Genomic DNA, 15,316 nt, shown 5'->3' on the forward strand with positions numbered 1-15,316 from the left:
TTAGCCCTGATTCGATTCGGTCGACACGTAGCGCACCTCGGGATCGAGGCGCGGTTGGTCCTTCGGTCGGACGGCCGGACGGAACCGAAGCAGGCGCTTGTCCGGGCCCGGAAGCGAGCCCTTGACGAGCGCGTACGGTCCGTCGACTTCGCCGTACCCGACGAAGCCGCCGTCGACGGTCGGTTCACTGCCCTCACCGATGTCGATGAGGCGCTTGTTCAGTTCGGTCCGCTGGTGGTAGCCCGTCTGCCCCTGCTGGGGAACGGTCGAGCGCACGCGGGAGGGGTTCCACGGACCGAGGTTGCCGATCCGGCGCCGCCATCCCTGGCGGGCGTGTTTGCCCTTCCGCTTCTGGACGCCCCACCGCTTGACGGGACCCTGCGTGCCCTTGCCCTTGGTGACGCCGGCGACGTCGAGATACTCGCCGGCGCGGAAGACGTCGGCCATCTCGTGTTCGCCGCCGTCTTCGAGGAGTTCGAGTCCGAAGTCGACGCGTTCGTCGATCGAACCGCCGCCGACTCGTGTCTCCATCACGTCGGGCTTCTTCTTGGGAACGTTCCGCATCCCGGCCGGAACGGTGTGGGTGATGAGTCGGACGTCGTCGACGTCGCCGGCCTCCATCGCTTCGCGGAGGTCGTCGGCGTCGCTCTCGAACGTGTCCTCGTTCGGGAGGTCGAGAGTGCGGTCGAGGTCCTGGTCGAACTCGCTCGCCCACACTTCCGTGAGGGGCTTTGCACCGTACGGCGTATCTTCGTAGGCTCGAAGGGCGACGGCGCGCATCGGCGGCGTCTCGACGACAGTCACCGGCACGGCCTCCTCCATCCCTTCGCGGGGGGAGTTGGCCTCGTCGTTGACCATCATCACCTGGGTCATCCCGGCTTTGTAGCCGGCGAAGCCCTGGAGACCGGGCGCGCCCTCGTCGTCGGGCCACGACCGGATACGTGGGACTTCCTTGGCCGCTCGCTGGCGCGGGCTGAAGCCCATCGAACCTTTTCGTGGTCTGTTTGGTTGTGGCATATGATCACTCCGTGAGTGTCAGGGACGCGAGCGAGGCGAACATCGCTTCTTCGGTTCGCACCGTCTCGCTGCCCTGTCGCGGAATCGTATTTAGCCAGAGGTCGAACCCCGGACCGTCAACGGGTTCGACCGCATCCTCGACGGTGATGTCGAGGATGGCTGGAAGCCCGCGGCCTGGTGACCCGAATACGACTGTCGCCCCCTCGCGCTCGATGCGCGAGGCGAGTTCCGGCAGCCGTGTCGTGGTCAGTGCCTCGCCGAAGCGGGACGTCGCGATTCGGACGCCCGCGTCGGCGCGGCCGAGTGCTTCCTCGAGGTCCGTCCGGGACACGTCGAAGCCCGCAAGGGGCTCATCGACGATCCGCGCACGGACCGGTTCTCGCGAAGAGATCCTGATGGCGACGCGCGCTCCCTCCTTGACCTCCATCGACGGAGGCACGTGGAGCGAGACCGGGTGTTGCAGTTCGCAATTGACCCGAACGCGGCCGTCAGGTCCGACCTCGGTCACGATTCCCTGTGTTAACGACCCCGAATCGTCTGACTCGGAGCCGGTCGTAGACGGGACGCGGAGGGGCGGCAGGACGCCGACGTACTCCAGTTCGTCGCGTCGCCCCCACAGATCCTTTCGGAGGTGTGGGGGCGTGGCGGCGTATCGGAGTACCGTTTCGACGAACTCGCCCCCGAATCGCCGTTCGCCGTCCCGATCGGGGAAGACGACCAGGCGATCCGCCCGGAACACCGTCGCCGCGCGGGCGACGTAACCGAGTTTGCGAGTTGCCTCGCGTTTGTCCTCGGCCTCGCGGACGAGAGAGGACGGCACGAGTACGGTCAGCGTCATACCGGTCCCTTCAGCGTCACGTCTAGACTGTACCACTGATACCGCAGGGGACCCTAAAAGAGTAGCGAAAGCTCGCGGTGGGTGTGAGGCCGTCACACTCCGGTTGGCGGCCGTTTCGTGCTCCGCCAACCCGTGGTACGATGCCCCACGCCATCGGTCGGTTTCTCTCCGATTCGCAAGTCTTATTTACGAATCTCGCTTCGCATAAAACGCAGACGAACGCACCACGCGCTGGTAGTGTAGTGGTATCACGTGACCTTGCCATGGTCACAACCTGGGTTCAAATCCCAGCCAGCGCATACCCGTCCTTAGGCCCGTTACGTCCGGTATGCACTCCCCGCGGGGATTTACAGCCAGATTGTGACTTCAGCGTAGCACGAATCATAGCTGGCGCGCGCTCGATGAATCCGTCCACGGACCAGATTATGTTCGACAAATCCGAACCAAACGGTACTGAGTTTCCAATGCCAATTGTTAGCAGTGCGAATCAGGAGGCATTGATGGAATATGCGCCGCTAAAACGAGAAGAGTATCGGGAGTTCAAATTCGAGTTTCTAAAATGGCTTCTCACGCGCGGGAAAGCACCAATCAAAGGAAACGGATACAGCGAGACAACAGTTCGTCAGACGCACTATAAGATTGAGAAAGCATACAGGTGGAAATGGGAGGAGAACGGCTTCACCACATCATTCTCTGCGGACGATGCTGATCAATTCTGTACGCTTACTCTTGGCCACCCAGATCACTCTGATAAGGATGTGACAAATTACGTCAAGGCGTTTCATCGTCTGTTTAAATGGTTCAATGAAACGCGAAGTCACAACATCGATTGGAAGTTCAAGCATCAGGGAGAACTCAGTCCAAATCAAGGTGGAAATAGTGGCCACTATCTGAAGCGGTGGGAGTTGAGCCAGCTCTATGAAGCGGCTATCGAGGTTGGTTCCGTCAAGAGTTACTATAATAAAGGAATGAGTAGCGCTGAACGCGAGAAAATAAAGTCCTATCTCGCCCAGCGGCTTGAGAAACCAAAGTCAGAAATTACTTCTGAGGATTTTAAACGGGCCAATTCGTGGAAATGGCCCTCAATTGTGGCCACGAGTATTGACTGTGGACTCCGACCCATCGAGGTCGGCCGCGCAACAGTGGATTGGGTGAACCTCGATGATGGTCTATTGGTTATTCCGAAGGACGAATCCACGAAAAACGAGGAACACTGGGAATCAACTCTTCGAGACAAGACAGTTCGTGTCCTAAGCAAGTGGCTCAATGAACGGGACAGTTACGAAAAATACCATCTACGAGATGAACTCTGGTTAACGAAATACGACAATCCGTATTCCTCTAACTCGCTAAATTCTATATTCCAGAAGTTGCTTGATGAGGCAAACATCAAACCAAACGGTCGCGATCTTTCGTGGTACGCTATCCGGCGGGGGTCTGCCACTATGTGGGCTAATAATGCAGGCCTCCATGAGGCGAAAGACCAACTCAGGCATAAGAAATTATCAACCACTCAAAAGTATGTGAAATCCTCAAACGCACACCGCAAGGAGATCGTTAACGACCTCTGGTAATCATTTTCTGCTGATTCACCCACTATTACAGGTGTTTTTCCAGCACATTCATTGGTGTCTCGGAGCGGGTTTCCTCAAAAATGAATTCACCTGTTTAGTACCTCGTGTGATTCACTTGTGAAGCGCTTGGGTGAGACTTACGTAGGCGACTACTCCGAACAGGAGTGACAGAAGCCACACTGCAAGTTGTGCATTTCCTGTGAACGTCACTGGTATCATCCCTGCTATGACGTTGGTCAATGCGATCACGATCAGCGAACCAGCGATTGGAATTACTGACATACACTTGTGGTTTGATTTGCTATTAAAATAGTGTTTTTGAGACGACACTACATACAGTAACGATAGCCGGTACTAATGTGATCTGCTGCGATAACGGTAAGTACTATAACGTTACTGAATGAAATAACGCTATGGCAAATAATTCAAATTCGGAACTCCGGAGTCGAGGATTCCTCACTGAGGACGACAGACAGTTTCTTCTCGGAGACAAAGAAGAGCCACCAGAAGGTTCAGCTCGACGGCAAAAACGTCACAAAATCAGGAAGCGGTTGGAAAATGCGATACTCGATTTTCAGGTAATCGAACAAGGATTGCCTGATAAGGATATTGAACAGATATTTGACCCGGCATATGAGTGGGGCCGAGACAGAAGAAGACTCAATGAAGAAGGGCGATATGATGAATACCCCGAAACGAATGAATTTATTCAGAGTCTGCTCGCGTTTTTTAATTTCTTTGCATATTCTATGGCAAAAAGTCGGATTACGGAAGTTGCAAATCTTCGGGACCTAATAGTGCAGGAAGGATTTGAGAGAGGCCTTCGCAGATACCATCTCAGTACTGGAGGTGACTACATCAATTACAACGTGGATATAGAAGTAACGGTTGCAGAGCGTGAATCAATGCAGAATCACATAGTCAATATCGAAAGGAATATTCCTGAAAAGTCAGACGAAGCAGCAGAGAAAATACTCGATCTCTATCATCAAAATAGAATCCCCGCAGGCTTTGCTCAACAATTGTGGGATCACTACGTAGACCAAGAATTGGAGTGAGCGACAGACTCTTTAAATTCAATCAAAAGCACTTCTTCTACGTTTGATTTAGTGTTTGAACTACATCCTGTACGGAACAACTATGTATCACTAACGAAACATTAAGGATCTGGATTAGTGATACTAAGGAGGACGGATGAATTGGAGGCAGAATCAGCAAGTGCTTCCGCAAAAAGAGTGGTACCCACGGCGCTCCGCGCCGGGCCTTGCCATGGTCACAACCTGGGTTCAAATCCCAGCCAGCGCACTTCTCTGCATTCTAGTTGAAGAGCGACCGCACCGCGCGTCGCTCGCCTCGCCCACTCAACGTCTACTCAAAAATCCGTCACACACCGCCGTTCCTCACACAGTCGTCTGAGATTCCCGAAAGGATTCACCCCCTCGGGGTGTCGGTCCCGACACGATGGCGTCCCGACGAATGCGCTTCGCCCTCGCCCTCGGCCTCGTGCTCGTCCTCGCCACGGGTGGGGTAATGACAGCCTCGACCGCCGAACAGCAAGCGCTGAACGCCGAACGGGAGCACATCACGAACCGACTGGACGACGCCACCTGCCTCGACGAGTGGGGCGTAGATGCGGGGACCGTCAGGAAAAGCGCGCGTGTCACGCGCGTCACCGCTCGCGGCGTTCGCGTGCGGGTCACGATGCCCTACGCCTACCGGGTCGAGCAGGACGGTGAGCCGCTCTTCGCAGACACCGCCTCGGACGCGACGTACGTGGTCTCCCTGCGCGGCGCACACCGGATGAGCGGCGATCGGATCGAGCCGTGCTGAGTGGCCAGATACCGTGCCTCGCCCGGTGCAGACGCGTCGTCGACCCGTCCGGATGGTATCCCGCTCGCACAAAGTCATATTTTAGTATTGACACGCAGACGCTCCCCGTATGAACGGGAACCGCTTCGTCGTCGCCCTCTTCGGTATCCTCGTCGCCACCGTCATCGGCGTCCTCGCCTTCGAGTTCATCGCCCCGCTGACGATATCGGTGTTCCTCTACTACTCGACACGCCGCTATCACCACGCCCTCAGTCGCTTCCGCTTGCCCGCGAACGTCCGGGCGGCGATTGTGATGGCCTCTCTGGCCGTCCCGCTGATCCTGCTGATCAGCTACGCGACCGTGTTGCTCGCCATCGAGGCCCAGCAGTTCATCGAACAGTACGCGCTCATCGACGTCGCCAGTCAGAACTTCGAGTGGTTCGCTGGGATCAACGACATCCCCGAATTCAGTATTCAGGGACTCTACGAGGCGTATCAGGCCGGTGATCTCGCGCCCTTCGTCGAGTTCGCCACCGAGCACGCGGCGTTCCTGACGACGCTGATCTCGAATTTCTTCCTCAACCTGTTCGTCCTGGTGATCGTGACCTACTATCTCCTGATCGACGGCCACCGGATCAGCGAGTGGCTCCTGCAGTTCGACGACGGGGCGATCATCCGGGAGTATCTCGAAGCCGTCGATCGGGAACTGGAGGCCGTCCTCTTCGGGAACCTCCTGAACGTGCTGGCGATCGCGCTGATCGCGATCGGGTCGTTCAGCGCCTACAATACGTTCGTTCCCGCCGCCGCGGAGGTCCCGTATCCCGCACTCGCCGGGGCGCTCACTGGAATCGCGAGCCTGGTTCCGGTCGTCGGGATGAAGATCATCTACGTGCCCCTCACGATCGCGACCGCGCTGCCGATCGTGCTCAACGGCGATCCGGCGAACCTCCTGTTCGTCGCGGGGTTCTTCGCCGTCGCCGTCGTCGTCGTCGACACGATTCCCGACCTCGTGCTGCGCCCGCTCCTCAGCGGCGAGGATACCCACGTGGGAATGTTGATGCTGGCGTACACGCTCGGCCCGGTGGTTCTCGGCTTCTACGGCCTCTTCTTGGCCCCGATGTTGCTGGTCGTCGGGTTGACGTTCGCCAACACCGCGCTCCCGCGACTGCTTGAGGACTCTTCGACCGGGAGGGGCGCGGCACTGACCACTACGCAGAGTGAACCGTCCGAGGCGGGCACCCCCGACGAGACGGACGACTCGGCCGGACTCGACGAACAACCTGCCGGGTGAGTTGCGGGCGGCGACCCGATCTGTAGACACTCGATTCGCTACCCACTGTTCGCTGTTCCTCCCACTCGTCCATCGGGCGGGGCAGTCCACCGCCGCACTGGGTGCCGCTGATCGGGGCGGTTCCCTCCGTAGACGACTGTCGGACACGTCGAGTCAACCGTTTTTGCGTCTCGCCGTCGAACGTCCAGTGATGACCGTCATCGCACTACTCAGTGTCGCCCCGGTAATCGAGGGAAGTATGGCCGAGGAGGTCGCGGCCGCCGTCGACGCACTCGAGTCGTTCGACGTCGAATACGAGACGAATCCGATGGGGACTGTGATCGAAGCAGACGACCCGGGAACGCTCTTCGCGGCCGCCGAAGCGGCCCACCGGGCGGTCGACGCAGACCGGGTGAGTACCGTGCTGAAAATCGACGACAAGCGGACGAGCGATACCGACGCGGCAGAAAAAGTCGACGTCGTCGAATCACACCTCGGACGACCCGCCCGCAGCGACCGGACGGACTCGGACGGGTAAGTGAACCGCCCGGCGGGGTTGAACAAAGCGAACTCCCGGTCACGAAGACCGGACGTCACCTCACTCCCGGCGGAGGGCCAGCAGCGCGGCCCCTGCGAGGGCGATCAGCGCGGTCGCGACGCCGAATCCGGGCGTCGTGGTCGGCGTCTGAACCGTGGGGATTTCGGTCGTGGTGGTTCCGGGCGTTGCCGTAGTCCTCGTCGGGGTGTCTGTCGTGGTCGTGGACGTCGTGATCGTGGTCGTCTCCTCCGGCGTGTCAGTCGTCGCGGTCGGGATCACCGGCTGTACCGTGCCATCGACTTCCAGATCTGACGCCGGACTCGTCCCGGTCACGGTAACCGTGTAGGGATCGCCGGGGCTGGTGTCGTTGAACGACAGGGTCACCAGGAACTGGCCGTCGGAGTCGACCGTCGTCGTCCCCGTCTTCAGGAACGGCGGCCGCACTCCGTCGCCACTCCGCACGCGGATCGTCAGTTCGGTCCCGGGCGCGACCGTCGTTTCCCCGAAGACCTCCTGGCCGCTCGCCGCCGTGACGTTGAACGGTTCGTTCATCGTGAGCTCGGCGGTCGTCAGCGAGAGCGTCGTCTCAACAGCTTCATCGTCACCTGACTCGGTCAGATCGAGATCGTTCTCGTCGTCGCCGAAGACAGTGAACGACGCGCGGAGGTCGTCGTCGTCACTGATCTCCCCGTAGCTGTTTTCGCTTGCATCGATCGCCCCGTCGTTGTCGGTATCTTCGACCCCAGCGGGTCCAAACTCGCCGGTTCGTGTGACGACGTAGTACGTGTCGTTCTCTGCGTCCGCGATGACCCGTGAGTTGCTGGCGTTCATCTGGAGCACCAGCGGGTCACGGTTCGGTCCGGGATCCTGCTGTTCGACAGTGAAGCGCGATGCAGGCGAACTGCCAGTACCGTTCGCAAAGGCGAAGAACGCCGAGGTGACGGTGTCCTCGCCGCGGGCGTCGAGTGCGCCTTCGAGTCCGGATGCACGGATTTCGTAGAGGACCGTGTCACCGAACGCAGCCTCAGACGTGCGGGTGACCCAGTCGCCGGTCCCCGCTCGTACGTCCTCTGCGTTGTCGAGGTCGCCGTAACGGTCCCGCGGGGCGGTCCACGACCGAATCTCGACTGTCTCACGCGGCCGGAGATCGAGTTGGGCGACGTCTGTCACTCGACCGTCGACCGAGGCTTCGAGCGGGTAGATCTCGGCGTCGAGGAGGTTCGAGACGCCGAGGGAGACTTCACCGTTGACGATCTCGTCGTCCTCACTGACGCTGAAGACGTCGTTTTCGCTGCTGAACGATCCCGTTCCGTACGAGGTCGCGGCGTACGTATTGAAGTAGACGGTCACTTGCCCGTCTTGATCGTCGCCGCCGGCGTCCCGGACGGTCACGTTCGCTTCGTAGCCGACGGTATCTCCACCGATCCGTAGCGTCCCCTCGTCGGTGTTCGCAAGCTCGACTGTGATGGCAGCGACGTCACCCCGTTCCTCCTGTGGGATTCGGTTCGGGAACGTCGCCTCCGTGTCACCGGCCTCGCGAACGGTGATTGTGTTCGATTCGGTGGTGACACCCGATGTCGTGTCGGTCGCACGGATCGTGTACTCGCCGGTTTCGAGCGAAAGCTGTTCGAGGTCGTAGCTGAAGTCGTAGTTCCCCTGGCCCGAAAGCTGTTCCAGCCGTTCACTCACGCCTTCGGGGAGTTCACCGTCGTCGTCAAGGAGTTCAAGTCTGATCTCACGGTTCCCTGCTCGGGCTTCGACCGTCCCGTCGATCGTCCCGGCGTTCGTCACGTTCCGATCGTCGATCGAGAGTGAGAGACCGAGGCTCCGCACAGTGATCGATGCCGTGCTTTCGCCGTCGATATCGGCGTCGTAGTCACCGGCGGCGCGCTGTGCAGTTGCGAACACGAACACGTGGCTGTTAGTTCCCGTCGATCCGTCGAAGAAGTAGTTGTTGTCGTCGTCAGTTGCTTCGATCACGACGCCGGTATTCGATGCTGAAGCGACGATGGAGACGTTCGCCCCCTTGTACGCGGTAGCGCTCTCACCGGAGCCGACTGACGTGGGCGCGAATCTGACGCTCGTGTTGCCGGTATTCGAGAGCGCGTTTCCGTCCGGATCCGTGATACCGCTCTGCAGATTAAGCGTCATCGCCTGGCTGTAGGTGTCGTCGAGTTCGATGACTGCGCGACCTTGCGCCTCGCTGACGCTGACGATTCCGTTCCCGTTCGTCAGCTGCCCCTCACCTTCGACGTAGAGCGCGTAGCTCGAGCCGAAGTTCTGGACGTCTTCGGAGAACGACACCTCGACGACGGGCGTGTCGTCGGACGGCCGTACGTACTGGATCGCACTCAGGAACTCTGGGTCACCGGGGGAACCGCCACTGTATGGGACCCTAAGCTCTGCGGACGTCCCTGTAGACCGTGTCTGGGAATCACTCGCGTTAATCTTGACCAGTTCCTGTATTTCCTCTGTCCCTTCCGGGACGGCCGGACTGGTCACGTTCACCGTTCCGGCGAGGTAGACCGTCTCAGTGTTGGGAGTATCGACGATTTCGACCGAATCTCCGACGATGTCCGCAGAACTATTTACCACAGTCCCGTCCGCATCTCTGAGTACGACGTTTTCTTGCTCTATCGTGAACTCCGCTGGAACTGAGAGCGAGAACGTCGTGTCCGCGCTCGTATCGACGCCGGTAAACGTGTAATTGAAATTATGCTGCGTTGTCGTCTCCTCGACACCCTCAGACGGCGAAAACTCTGTCGGGCCATCCGTGACTGCGAGTGGATCATTCAGGATGTCGATACCTGAACCCTGGATAGATGCCGACCCGTCGTTGTCGCTCGCTGTGACCTCCGGATTGTACGTCTGGTCCGAGTTGACTGACGGACTCCGGAGGTCGATCTCTCCTCGGAGGTAGACGGTCGACGTTGCGGAACTTCCGGATAACGTTACGTTGTTGTCGCTCTGGACGGTGGGGTTGTCGTCGATCGTTCCCCCGGTCTCGTTGACCAGCACGACGCTGCTCGCGTCTTCGATCGTGAACGCGCTGGGAATCGTGAGATTGGCCGTGACGGTGTCGCTCGTGTTGACGCCGCTGACAGAATAATTGAAACTGAACGTATCCAAGGTATCTTCGTCGACGCTGTCCGGACTGAACGCCGCTTCCTCTGTGACTCCGGAAACGGCCGCCGCCGATCCGGCGAACGCGACGCTGCCGGCGACGGCTGACAGAAGGACAAGGGCTGCGAGCGATACGGCGCGAATTCGGGAGGTGTCTCGTGTCATAGCTTGGGGATTACGTGGGGATTTCAGGTCTCACCGCGGCTGTTCGGGCGACTGGACCGACTGTGCCCGGATGGGGACCTGTCGGCGTGGGGGGCTCGCCGCCGACGTTTCGGGCGTACTCGTGTGCGGCACAGTCGGGTGTCTGCGTGGACTATATTTATACGGGGACATAGGCTTTGTGTGCTACATCGCTGGGACGTATCGGTCCAGTGTGCCGGATTCTCGAAGAAACAATCGCCGCCAGCGCCGGAACGGCCACATCTCGATACGGTCTCCCACCGCGGACCGCGAGGGCGACTCGGCCGGGTCGATGGGTTCGCCGCGACGACGTGAGTCAGACTACAGGTCCGCTTTCGGACGTGCCGACGAGCCACGTTCCGAGCGTCAGAAGCGCCGCTGCCGGCACCAGCGCGTAGGTGAAGAGCTGTGAGGTCCCCGGAAAGATCCCGGGCAGGAACAACAGCGTCCCGACGATCATAAGCGCGATGCCGACGAGCACGCGAGTGCTATCGAAGAGTCCCATACCGACCCTCTGCACAGCGCGGGATATGGACTTTCCGCTTTTGATTATCAGGCGATCCTCCCGCGCCCCGTGGAGTGTGACTTAACCGCCCGCCGTCCGTCGGGGCGGGTATGAACGCCGCGATCGTCACCGTCGGCAACGAACTGCTCGCGGGCGACATCGAGAACACGAACGCGACGTGGCTCGCGGAAGAACTCACCGCCCGCGGCGTCGACGTCACTCGCATCATCGTCGTTCCGGACGAAGAGCCCGTCGTCGCCACACGGATCCGCGAGTGGCGCGAGCGCTTCGACGCCGTCTTGGTCACCGGTGGACTGGGTGGGACGCCAGACGACGTGACGATGGCCGCCGTGGCAGCGGGACTCGACCGCGAGTTGGTCGTCGATCCCGTCGCCGAGGCCGACGTCCAGGAGACGATCGATCGCATCTTCGAGGAGAACCCGGACCTCGACTTCGACCTCCGCGCGGAGTGGTACGCCTCGATGCCGGCCGACGCGACGCCGATCCCGAACCCCGAGGGACTCGCGCCCGGGTGCGTCGCCGACAACGTGTACGTCCTGCCCGGAATTCCCGAGGAGATGCGCGCCGTCTTCGAGAACGTCGCCGCCGAATTCGCCGGCGACGTCGCCACGCGGACGCTGTACTCGCCCGAGCCGGAGGGGGCGCTCGCATCAGCCCTGGGGGACGTCGCAGCGGAGTTCGGCGTCCGCGTCGGCAGCTATCCGAACCGAGACGCCAGCCGCACCCGACTCAAGCTCACCGGCGACGACGCGGCGACTGTCGAGGAGGCAGTCGCGTGGCTCCGCGAGGAGGCGGACTTCGAACTCACCCCGACCGAGGACCCCGAGTCGGCGCACTGACCGAATCGCTCCCGGCAGACTGGACCTGTGCCGGTCTACCGCGGGTTGGGGAGGCTCGAGGTGTCCCGGGGCGACAGCGACGACAGGGTCCCGCGAGACTGGATGATGTTGAAGGCCGTCACGAGATCCGAGCGGGAGATGAGTCCGACGACCTCGCCACGTTCGTCGACCACCGGAAGCCGGCCCACATCGTGCTGCTGCATCTGCTCGATGGCGGTCATCGCGTCTTCGTCGGGACCGATCGTCGCCAGTTCGTCGGACATCACCTCGCCGACGCGGTAGGCATCGCGTTCGACCTCCCGTACCGATCGGGCGTCATCGAGCGTGACCATCCCGACCAGTCGGTCGCCGTCCATCACCGGGTACCCGGTGTGTCGCTCGGTGAACATCCGCTCGAGCAGTTCGGCGACGCTCGTCCCGCTGTCGACGACGTCGAGTTGCTCGCGGGGCGTCATCACGTCCCGGACGGTGACGTCCTGAAACGCGGCCTTCATCACGGTCTGTTGGGCCTCCGAGGATGCACCCATATAGATGAAGAACGCCAGGGCGACGAGAAAGAGATTCGCGAACAGGCCGAACAGTCCGAGCAGGAAGGCGAACACCTTGCCGACCTCGGCGGCGATCTGCGTCGCCCTGGCGTGCGGGCGATTCCGTGCCAGCAGCGCTCGGAGCACCCGACCCCCGTCCATCGGAAACCCGGGGAGCATATTGAAGACCGCGAGCACGACGTTCGTCAGGGCTAGATAGCCGATGACGAACTTCACGGGATCGAGCGTCGCCGGCAGCGCGAGGAACGCGACGTAAGAGATCCCCCCGAGCGCGACGCTGACGATCGGTCCCGCGATAGCGATCGACAGCTCCTGTCGCCAGTCTTCGGGCATCTCGGCGAAGCTCGCCACGCCACCGAAGAGCCACAGGGTGATCGAGTCGATCTCGTAGCCGAACCGCATCGCGACCAGCGAGTGGCCGAACTCGTGAAAGAGGACACAGACGAAGAGCCCGAGCGCTGCAGCCGCGCCGAGGACCCACTGCATCGATCCGGCGGTGAGCACCCCGACGTCGATCGCCGAGCCGAACAGGTCGTTCACGACACCGGTCAACTGGGCGACGTCGTTGCCGATGAGCCACGCGAAGAACGGGAGCACGAGGAGGAACGTGAGATCGAGCTTGATCGGGATCCCGAACGCGCTGCCGATGCGGATACCACGCATAGCGGTACGTAGTCGGTGACGGGACTTAAGTCCAATCGGGGGCGTCGACGCGCCCGCACCGACCGACAGTGGCCGCCGCCGGACGGGAACGACCGCAGACGAATCGCTGAAATACCTGCTTTTCGTATAGTCCAACGTGTCTCAACAGGTCGGCCGCGTCGACACGCTCTTTCTCCACGAGTCCGGCGACGACTTCCTCGTGGTCGTCGAGCGCGACGGCGAGCGCGTCTTCCGCGCGCGCTTGGAACTGAAGGAGACGAACGCCGGCCCCCGTCCCGCGAAATTCCGTCTCAAGCGTGGGTCGACGGAGGAACCGCGCGATCCGAGCCAGTTCGTCGAACTCGCGCGACGCGCCTCCCGAATCCGCATCTCCGAGCAGACGTCGACGGGTCGTCGGCAGGAGTTACAGGAGATGTTGGACGGCTATCAGCTCGACGCGCTGGTGGTCCGGACCTGCCGCTACTGTGCGTCCGATGGTCGGTACTCACCGATCACCGAGGAGACGGCCATCAAGACCGATCGCGAGTACATCTGTCCGGAGTGCGCAAAGCGCGAACTCGAACGGGAACTCGACTTCTCGGCCTCGGGACGCCTCACCGGAGCGGCCCAGGACCGCCTCGAGGATCTCCTCCTCGACACGCAGGACCTCGATCGGATCTCGAATCTCCTCTCCGGCGGGCTCGATCCCGACCTCACGAAGTTCGACACCGTCAGCGCGACGACCGACGAGGTCGACCTCGTCGAGACGTCGACGCTGGATCTGCATCCCGAACTCCAGCGACGCGTCGAGGACCGCTTCGACACGCTCCTGCCGGTACAGTCGCTCTCGGTCGACAACGGCCTGTTCGAGGAGCGTGACCAACTCGTCGTGAGCGCCACCGCGACCGGGAAGACGCTCGTCGGCGAACTCGCAGGACTCGACCGCGCGTTGAAGGGCGAGGGGAAACTGCTCTTTCTCGTCCCGCTGGTCGCGCTCGCGAACCAGAAACACGAGGACTTCGAGGACCGATACGGTGACCTCCTCGACGTCACGATCCGCGTGGGTGCCTCCCGCATCAATGACGACGGCAACCGCTTCAATCCGAACGCGGACGTCGTCGTCGGGACCTACGAGGGGATCGACCACGCGCTCCGGACGGGGAAAGACCTCGGTGACATCGGCACGGTCGTCATCGACGAGATCCATACCCTCAAAGAGGAGGAACGCGGCCACCGCCTCGACGGACTGATCAGCCGACTCAAGTACTTCTGCGAAGAGCGCGAGCGGCGACGCGACGGCTACGACGGGGCCCAGTACGTGTACCTCTCGGCGACGGTCGGGAATCCCGAATCGCTGGCCGAGCGCCTCCGCGCGACGCTGATCGAGTTCGAGGAGCGACCGGTGCCGATCGAGCGGCACGTGACGTTCGCCGACGGACGTGAGAAGCCCGACATCGTGAACAAGTTGGTTCGGCGGGAGTTCGACTCGAAGTCCTCGAAGGGCTACCGGGGGCAGACGATCGTCTTCACGAACTCTCGCCGCCGGTGTCACGAGATCTCTCGAAAGCTCGAGTACGCCTCTGCACCGTACCACGCCGGCCTCGATTACGGCCGCCGGAAACAGGTCGAACGGCAGTTCGGTGACCAGGATCTGGCGGCGGTGGTGACGACCGCGGCGCTCGCGGCCGGCGTCGACTTCCCGGCCTCACAGGTGATCTTCGACTCGCTGGCGATGGGGATCGAGTGGCTGTCCGTCCAGGAGTTCGAGCAGATGCTCGGTCGCGCCGGCCGCCCCGACTACCACGATCAGGGGACGGTCTACCTGCTGGTCGAGCCCGACTGTACCTATCACAATTCGATGGAGATGACCGAAGACGAGCTGGCGTTCAAGCTCCTGAAAGGCGAGATGGAGGACGTCCTGACGCACTACGACGAGACCGCCGCCGCCGAAGAGACCCTCGCGAACGTCGTCGTCGCCGGCAAGCGCGCCAAGCGGTTGAACGACCGAATGGTCGGCGACGTGCCCACGAAGCACGCGCTGGGCAAGCTCCTCCAGTGGGAGTTCATCGATGGGTTCGAGCCGACAGACCTGGGGCGCGCGGTCTGCCGGCACTTCCTCTCGCCGAGTGACGCGTTCACCATTCTGGACTTGATCCGCTCTGGGACCGACCCGTACGACCTGGTCGCAGAGATGGAACTGCAAGAAGAGCGCTGAGGCGTACATCGGCCACCGTCGGCCCCCTCCTCGCCGGGGTCGGCCTCGTCGCTCCGCTCCGTGTCGGATTCGTGATGCGAACAGGCGGCACACCGCTCTCGCTCCGCGCCGACGTGCCGCACACCCGCTGCCCGGCGCGGAGTCGCGCTCAGCGCACGCGGGCTCTGGTCCCGTCTTGGTAGATAAACTCCCCC

13 protein-coding genes and 1 tRNA gene are annotated in these 15,316 nt (G+C 61.4%); 8 read left to right on the forward strand and 6 right to left on the reverse strand.

Going from position 1 to position 15,316, the window contains the following annotated elements:
- Together BLU74_RS08560 and BLU74_RS08565 are read right to left on the reverse strand one after the other, a co-directional pair.
- Window positions 1–1,017 (reverse strand): 50S ribosomal protein L3, encoded by a 1,017-nt coding sequence (locus BLU74_RS08560; protein WP_089766870.1) that lies wholly within the window; start codon window positions 1,015–1,017, stop codon window positions 1–3.
- Between the two features lie 4 nt (window positions 1,018–1,021).
- On the reverse strand, window positions 1,022–1,855 hold the full coding sequence (locus BLU74_RS08565; RefSeq protein WP_089766871.1) for a putative RNA uridine N3 methyltransferase: 834 nt from the start codon (window positions 1,853–1,855) through the stop codon (window positions 1,022–1,024).
- 228 nt (window positions 1,856–2,083) lie between these two features.
- Between BLU74_RS08565 and BLU74_RS08570 the strand changes: the two genes are divergently transcribed.
- Both BLU74_RS08570 and BLU74_RS08575 read left to right on the forward strand, forming a co-directional pair.
- Window positions 2,084–2,154 (forward strand) — tRNA-Gly (locus tag BLU74_RS08570).
- Window positions 2,155–2,280: 126 nt separating this feature from the next.
- Entirely contained in the window at window positions 2,281–3,429 is a 1,149-nt protein-coding gene (locus BLU74_RS08575; protein WP_175454607.1) for a tyrosine-type recombinase/integrase, read from the forward strand.
- Between the two features lie 111 nt (window positions 3,430–3,540).
- On the opposite strand, the gene BLU74_RS18920 is transcribed toward BLU74_RS08575, so the two are convergent.
- The gene (locus BLU74_RS18920) at window positions 3,541–3,711 is read right to left on the reverse strand and encodes a hypothetical protein (RefSeq protein ID WP_175454608.1); all 171 of its coding nucleotides are present in this window, start codon (window positions 3,709–3,711) and stop codon (window positions 3,541–3,543) included.
- A 131-nt stretch (window positions 3,712–3,842) separates the two neighbouring features.
- Here BLU74_RS18920 and BLU74_RS18435 point away from each other — a divergent pair, with 131 nt between their 5' ends.
- From BLU74_RS18435 to BLU74_RS08590, 4 genes are all read left to right on the forward strand, one after another.
- Window positions 3,843–4,487, forward strand: coding sequence for a DUF8102 family protein (locus tag BLU74_RS18435; protein ID WP_139175694.1), 645 nt, complete (start codon window positions 3,843–3,845; stop codon window positions 4,485–4,487).
- A gap of 403 nt (window positions 4,488–4,890) precedes the next feature.
- Window positions 4,891–5,259 carry a hypothetical protein gene (locus BLU74_RS08580; protein ID WP_139175696.1) on the forward strand — a complete coding sequence of 123 codons (369 nt, stop codon included), beginning with the start codon at window positions 4,891–4,893 and terminating at the stop codon, window positions 5,257–5,259.
- Between the two features lie 109 nt (window positions 5,260–5,368).
- Complete coding sequence (locus BLU74_RS08585; protein WP_089766874.1) at window positions 5,369–6,529, forward strand: AI-2E family transporter; 1,161 nt, start codon at window positions 5,369–5,371, stop codon at window positions 6,527–6,529.
- 190 nt (window positions 6,530–6,719) lie between these two features.
- Complete coding sequence (locus BLU74_RS08590; RefSeq protein ID WP_089766875.1) at window positions 6,720–7,046, forward strand: MTH1187 family thiamine-binding protein; 327 nt, start codon at window positions 6,720–6,722, stop codon at window positions 7,044–7,046.
- A gap of 60 nt (window positions 7,047–7,106) precedes the next feature.
- Here BLU74_RS08590 and BLU74_RS08595 read toward each other — a convergent pair whose 3' ends face one another.
- On the reverse strand, window positions 7,107–10,334 hold the full coding sequence (locus tag BLU74_RS08595) for a DUF7827 domain-containing protein (RefSeq protein WP_089766876.1): 3,228 nt from the start codon (window positions 10,332–10,334) through the stop codon (window positions 7,107–7,109).
- Between the two features lie 334 nt (window positions 10,335–10,668).
- Window positions 10,669–10,857: a DUF8178 family membrane protein gene (locus BLU74_RS08600; RefSeq protein WP_089766877.1), complete on the reverse strand. Its 189-nt coding sequence runs from the start codon at window positions 10,855–10,857 to the stop codon at window positions 10,669–10,671.
- 110 nt (window positions 10,858–10,967) lie between these two features.
- On the opposite strand from BLU74_RS08600, the gene BLU74_RS08605 reads away from it, so the two are divergent.
- Window positions 10,968–11,717 carry a competence/damage-inducible protein A gene (locus BLU74_RS08605; protein WP_089766878.1) on the forward strand — a complete coding sequence of 250 codons (750 nt, stop codon included), beginning with the start codon at window positions 10,968–10,970 and terminating at the stop codon, window positions 11,715–11,717.
- 35 nt (window positions 11,718–11,752) lie between these two features.
- Here the strand turns inward: BLU74_RS08605 and BLU74_RS08610 are convergent, their stop codons facing one another.
- Window positions 11,753–12,928 (reverse strand): CBS domain-containing protein, encoded by a 1,176-nt coding sequence (locus tag BLU74_RS08610; protein WP_089766879.1) that lies wholly within the window; start codon window positions 12,926–12,928, stop codon window positions 11,753–11,755.
- 136 nt (window positions 12,929–13,064) lie between these two features.
- Here BLU74_RS08610 and BLU74_RS08615 point away from each other — a divergent pair, with 136 nt between their 5' ends.
- Complete coding sequence (locus BLU74_RS08615; protein ID WP_089766880.1) at window positions 13,065–15,122, forward strand: DEAD/DEAH box helicase; 2,058 nt, start codon at window positions 13,065–13,067, stop codon at window positions 15,120–15,122.
- The last annotated feature ends 194 nt before the right edge of the window (window positions 15,123–15,316 follow it).

The sequence above is a fragment of the Halobellus clavatus genome, assembly GCF_900107195.1.
Lineage (GTDB): Archaea > Halobacteriota > Halobacteria > Halobacteriales > Haloferacaceae > Haloquadratum > Haloquadratum clavatum.

Excerpts from the sequence above, each read along its gene's own strand:
- BLU74_RS08560 (WP_089766870.1), bottom strand. The coding sequence starts at position 1,017 with ATGCCACAACCAAACAGACCACGAAAAGGTTCGATGGGCTTCAGCCCG.
- BLU74_RS08565 (WP_089766871.1), bottom strand. The coding sequence starts at position 1,855 with ATGACGCTGACCGTACTCGTGCCGTCCTCTCTCGTCCGCGAGGCCGAG.
- BLU74_RS08575 (WP_175454607.1), top strand. The coding sequence starts at position 2,281 with ATGTTCGACAAATCCGAACCAAACGGTACTGAGTTTCCAATGCCAATT.
- BLU74_RS18920 (WP_175454608.1), bottom strand. The coding sequence starts at position 3,711 with ATGTCAGTAATTCCAATCGCTGGTTCGCTGATCGTGATCGCATTGACC.
- BLU74_RS18435 (WP_139175694.1), top strand. The coding sequence starts at position 3,843 with ATGGCAAATAATTCAAATTCGGAACTCCGGAGTCGAGGATTCCTCACT.
- BLU74_RS08580 (WP_139175696.1), top strand. The coding sequence starts at position 4,891 with ATGGCGTCCCGACGAATGCGCTTCGCCCTCGCCCTCGGCCTCGTGCTC.
- BLU74_RS08585 (WP_089766874.1), top strand. The coding sequence starts at position 5,369 with ATGAACGGGAACCGCTTCGTCGTCGCCCTCTTCGGTATCCTCGTCGCC.
- BLU74_RS08590 (WP_089766875.1), top strand. The coding sequence starts at position 6,720 with ATGACCGTCATCGCACTACTCAGTGTCGCCCCGGTAATCGAGGGAAGT.
- BLU74_RS08595 (WP_089766876.1), bottom strand. The coding sequence starts at position 10,334 with ATGACACGAGACACCTCCCGAATTCGCGCCGTATCGCTCGCAGCCCTT.
- BLU74_RS08600 (WP_089766877.1), bottom strand. The coding sequence starts at position 10,857 with ATGGGACTCTTCGATAGCACTCGCGTGCTCGTCGGCATCGCGCTTATG.
- BLU74_RS08605 (WP_089766878.1), top strand. The coding sequence starts at position 10,968 with ATGAACGCCGCGATCGTCACCGTCGGCAACGAACTGCTCGCGGGCGAC.
- BLU74_RS08610 (WP_089766879.1), bottom strand. The coding sequence starts at position 12,928 with ATGCGTGGTATCCGCATCGGCAGCGCGTTCGGGATCCCGATCAAGCTC.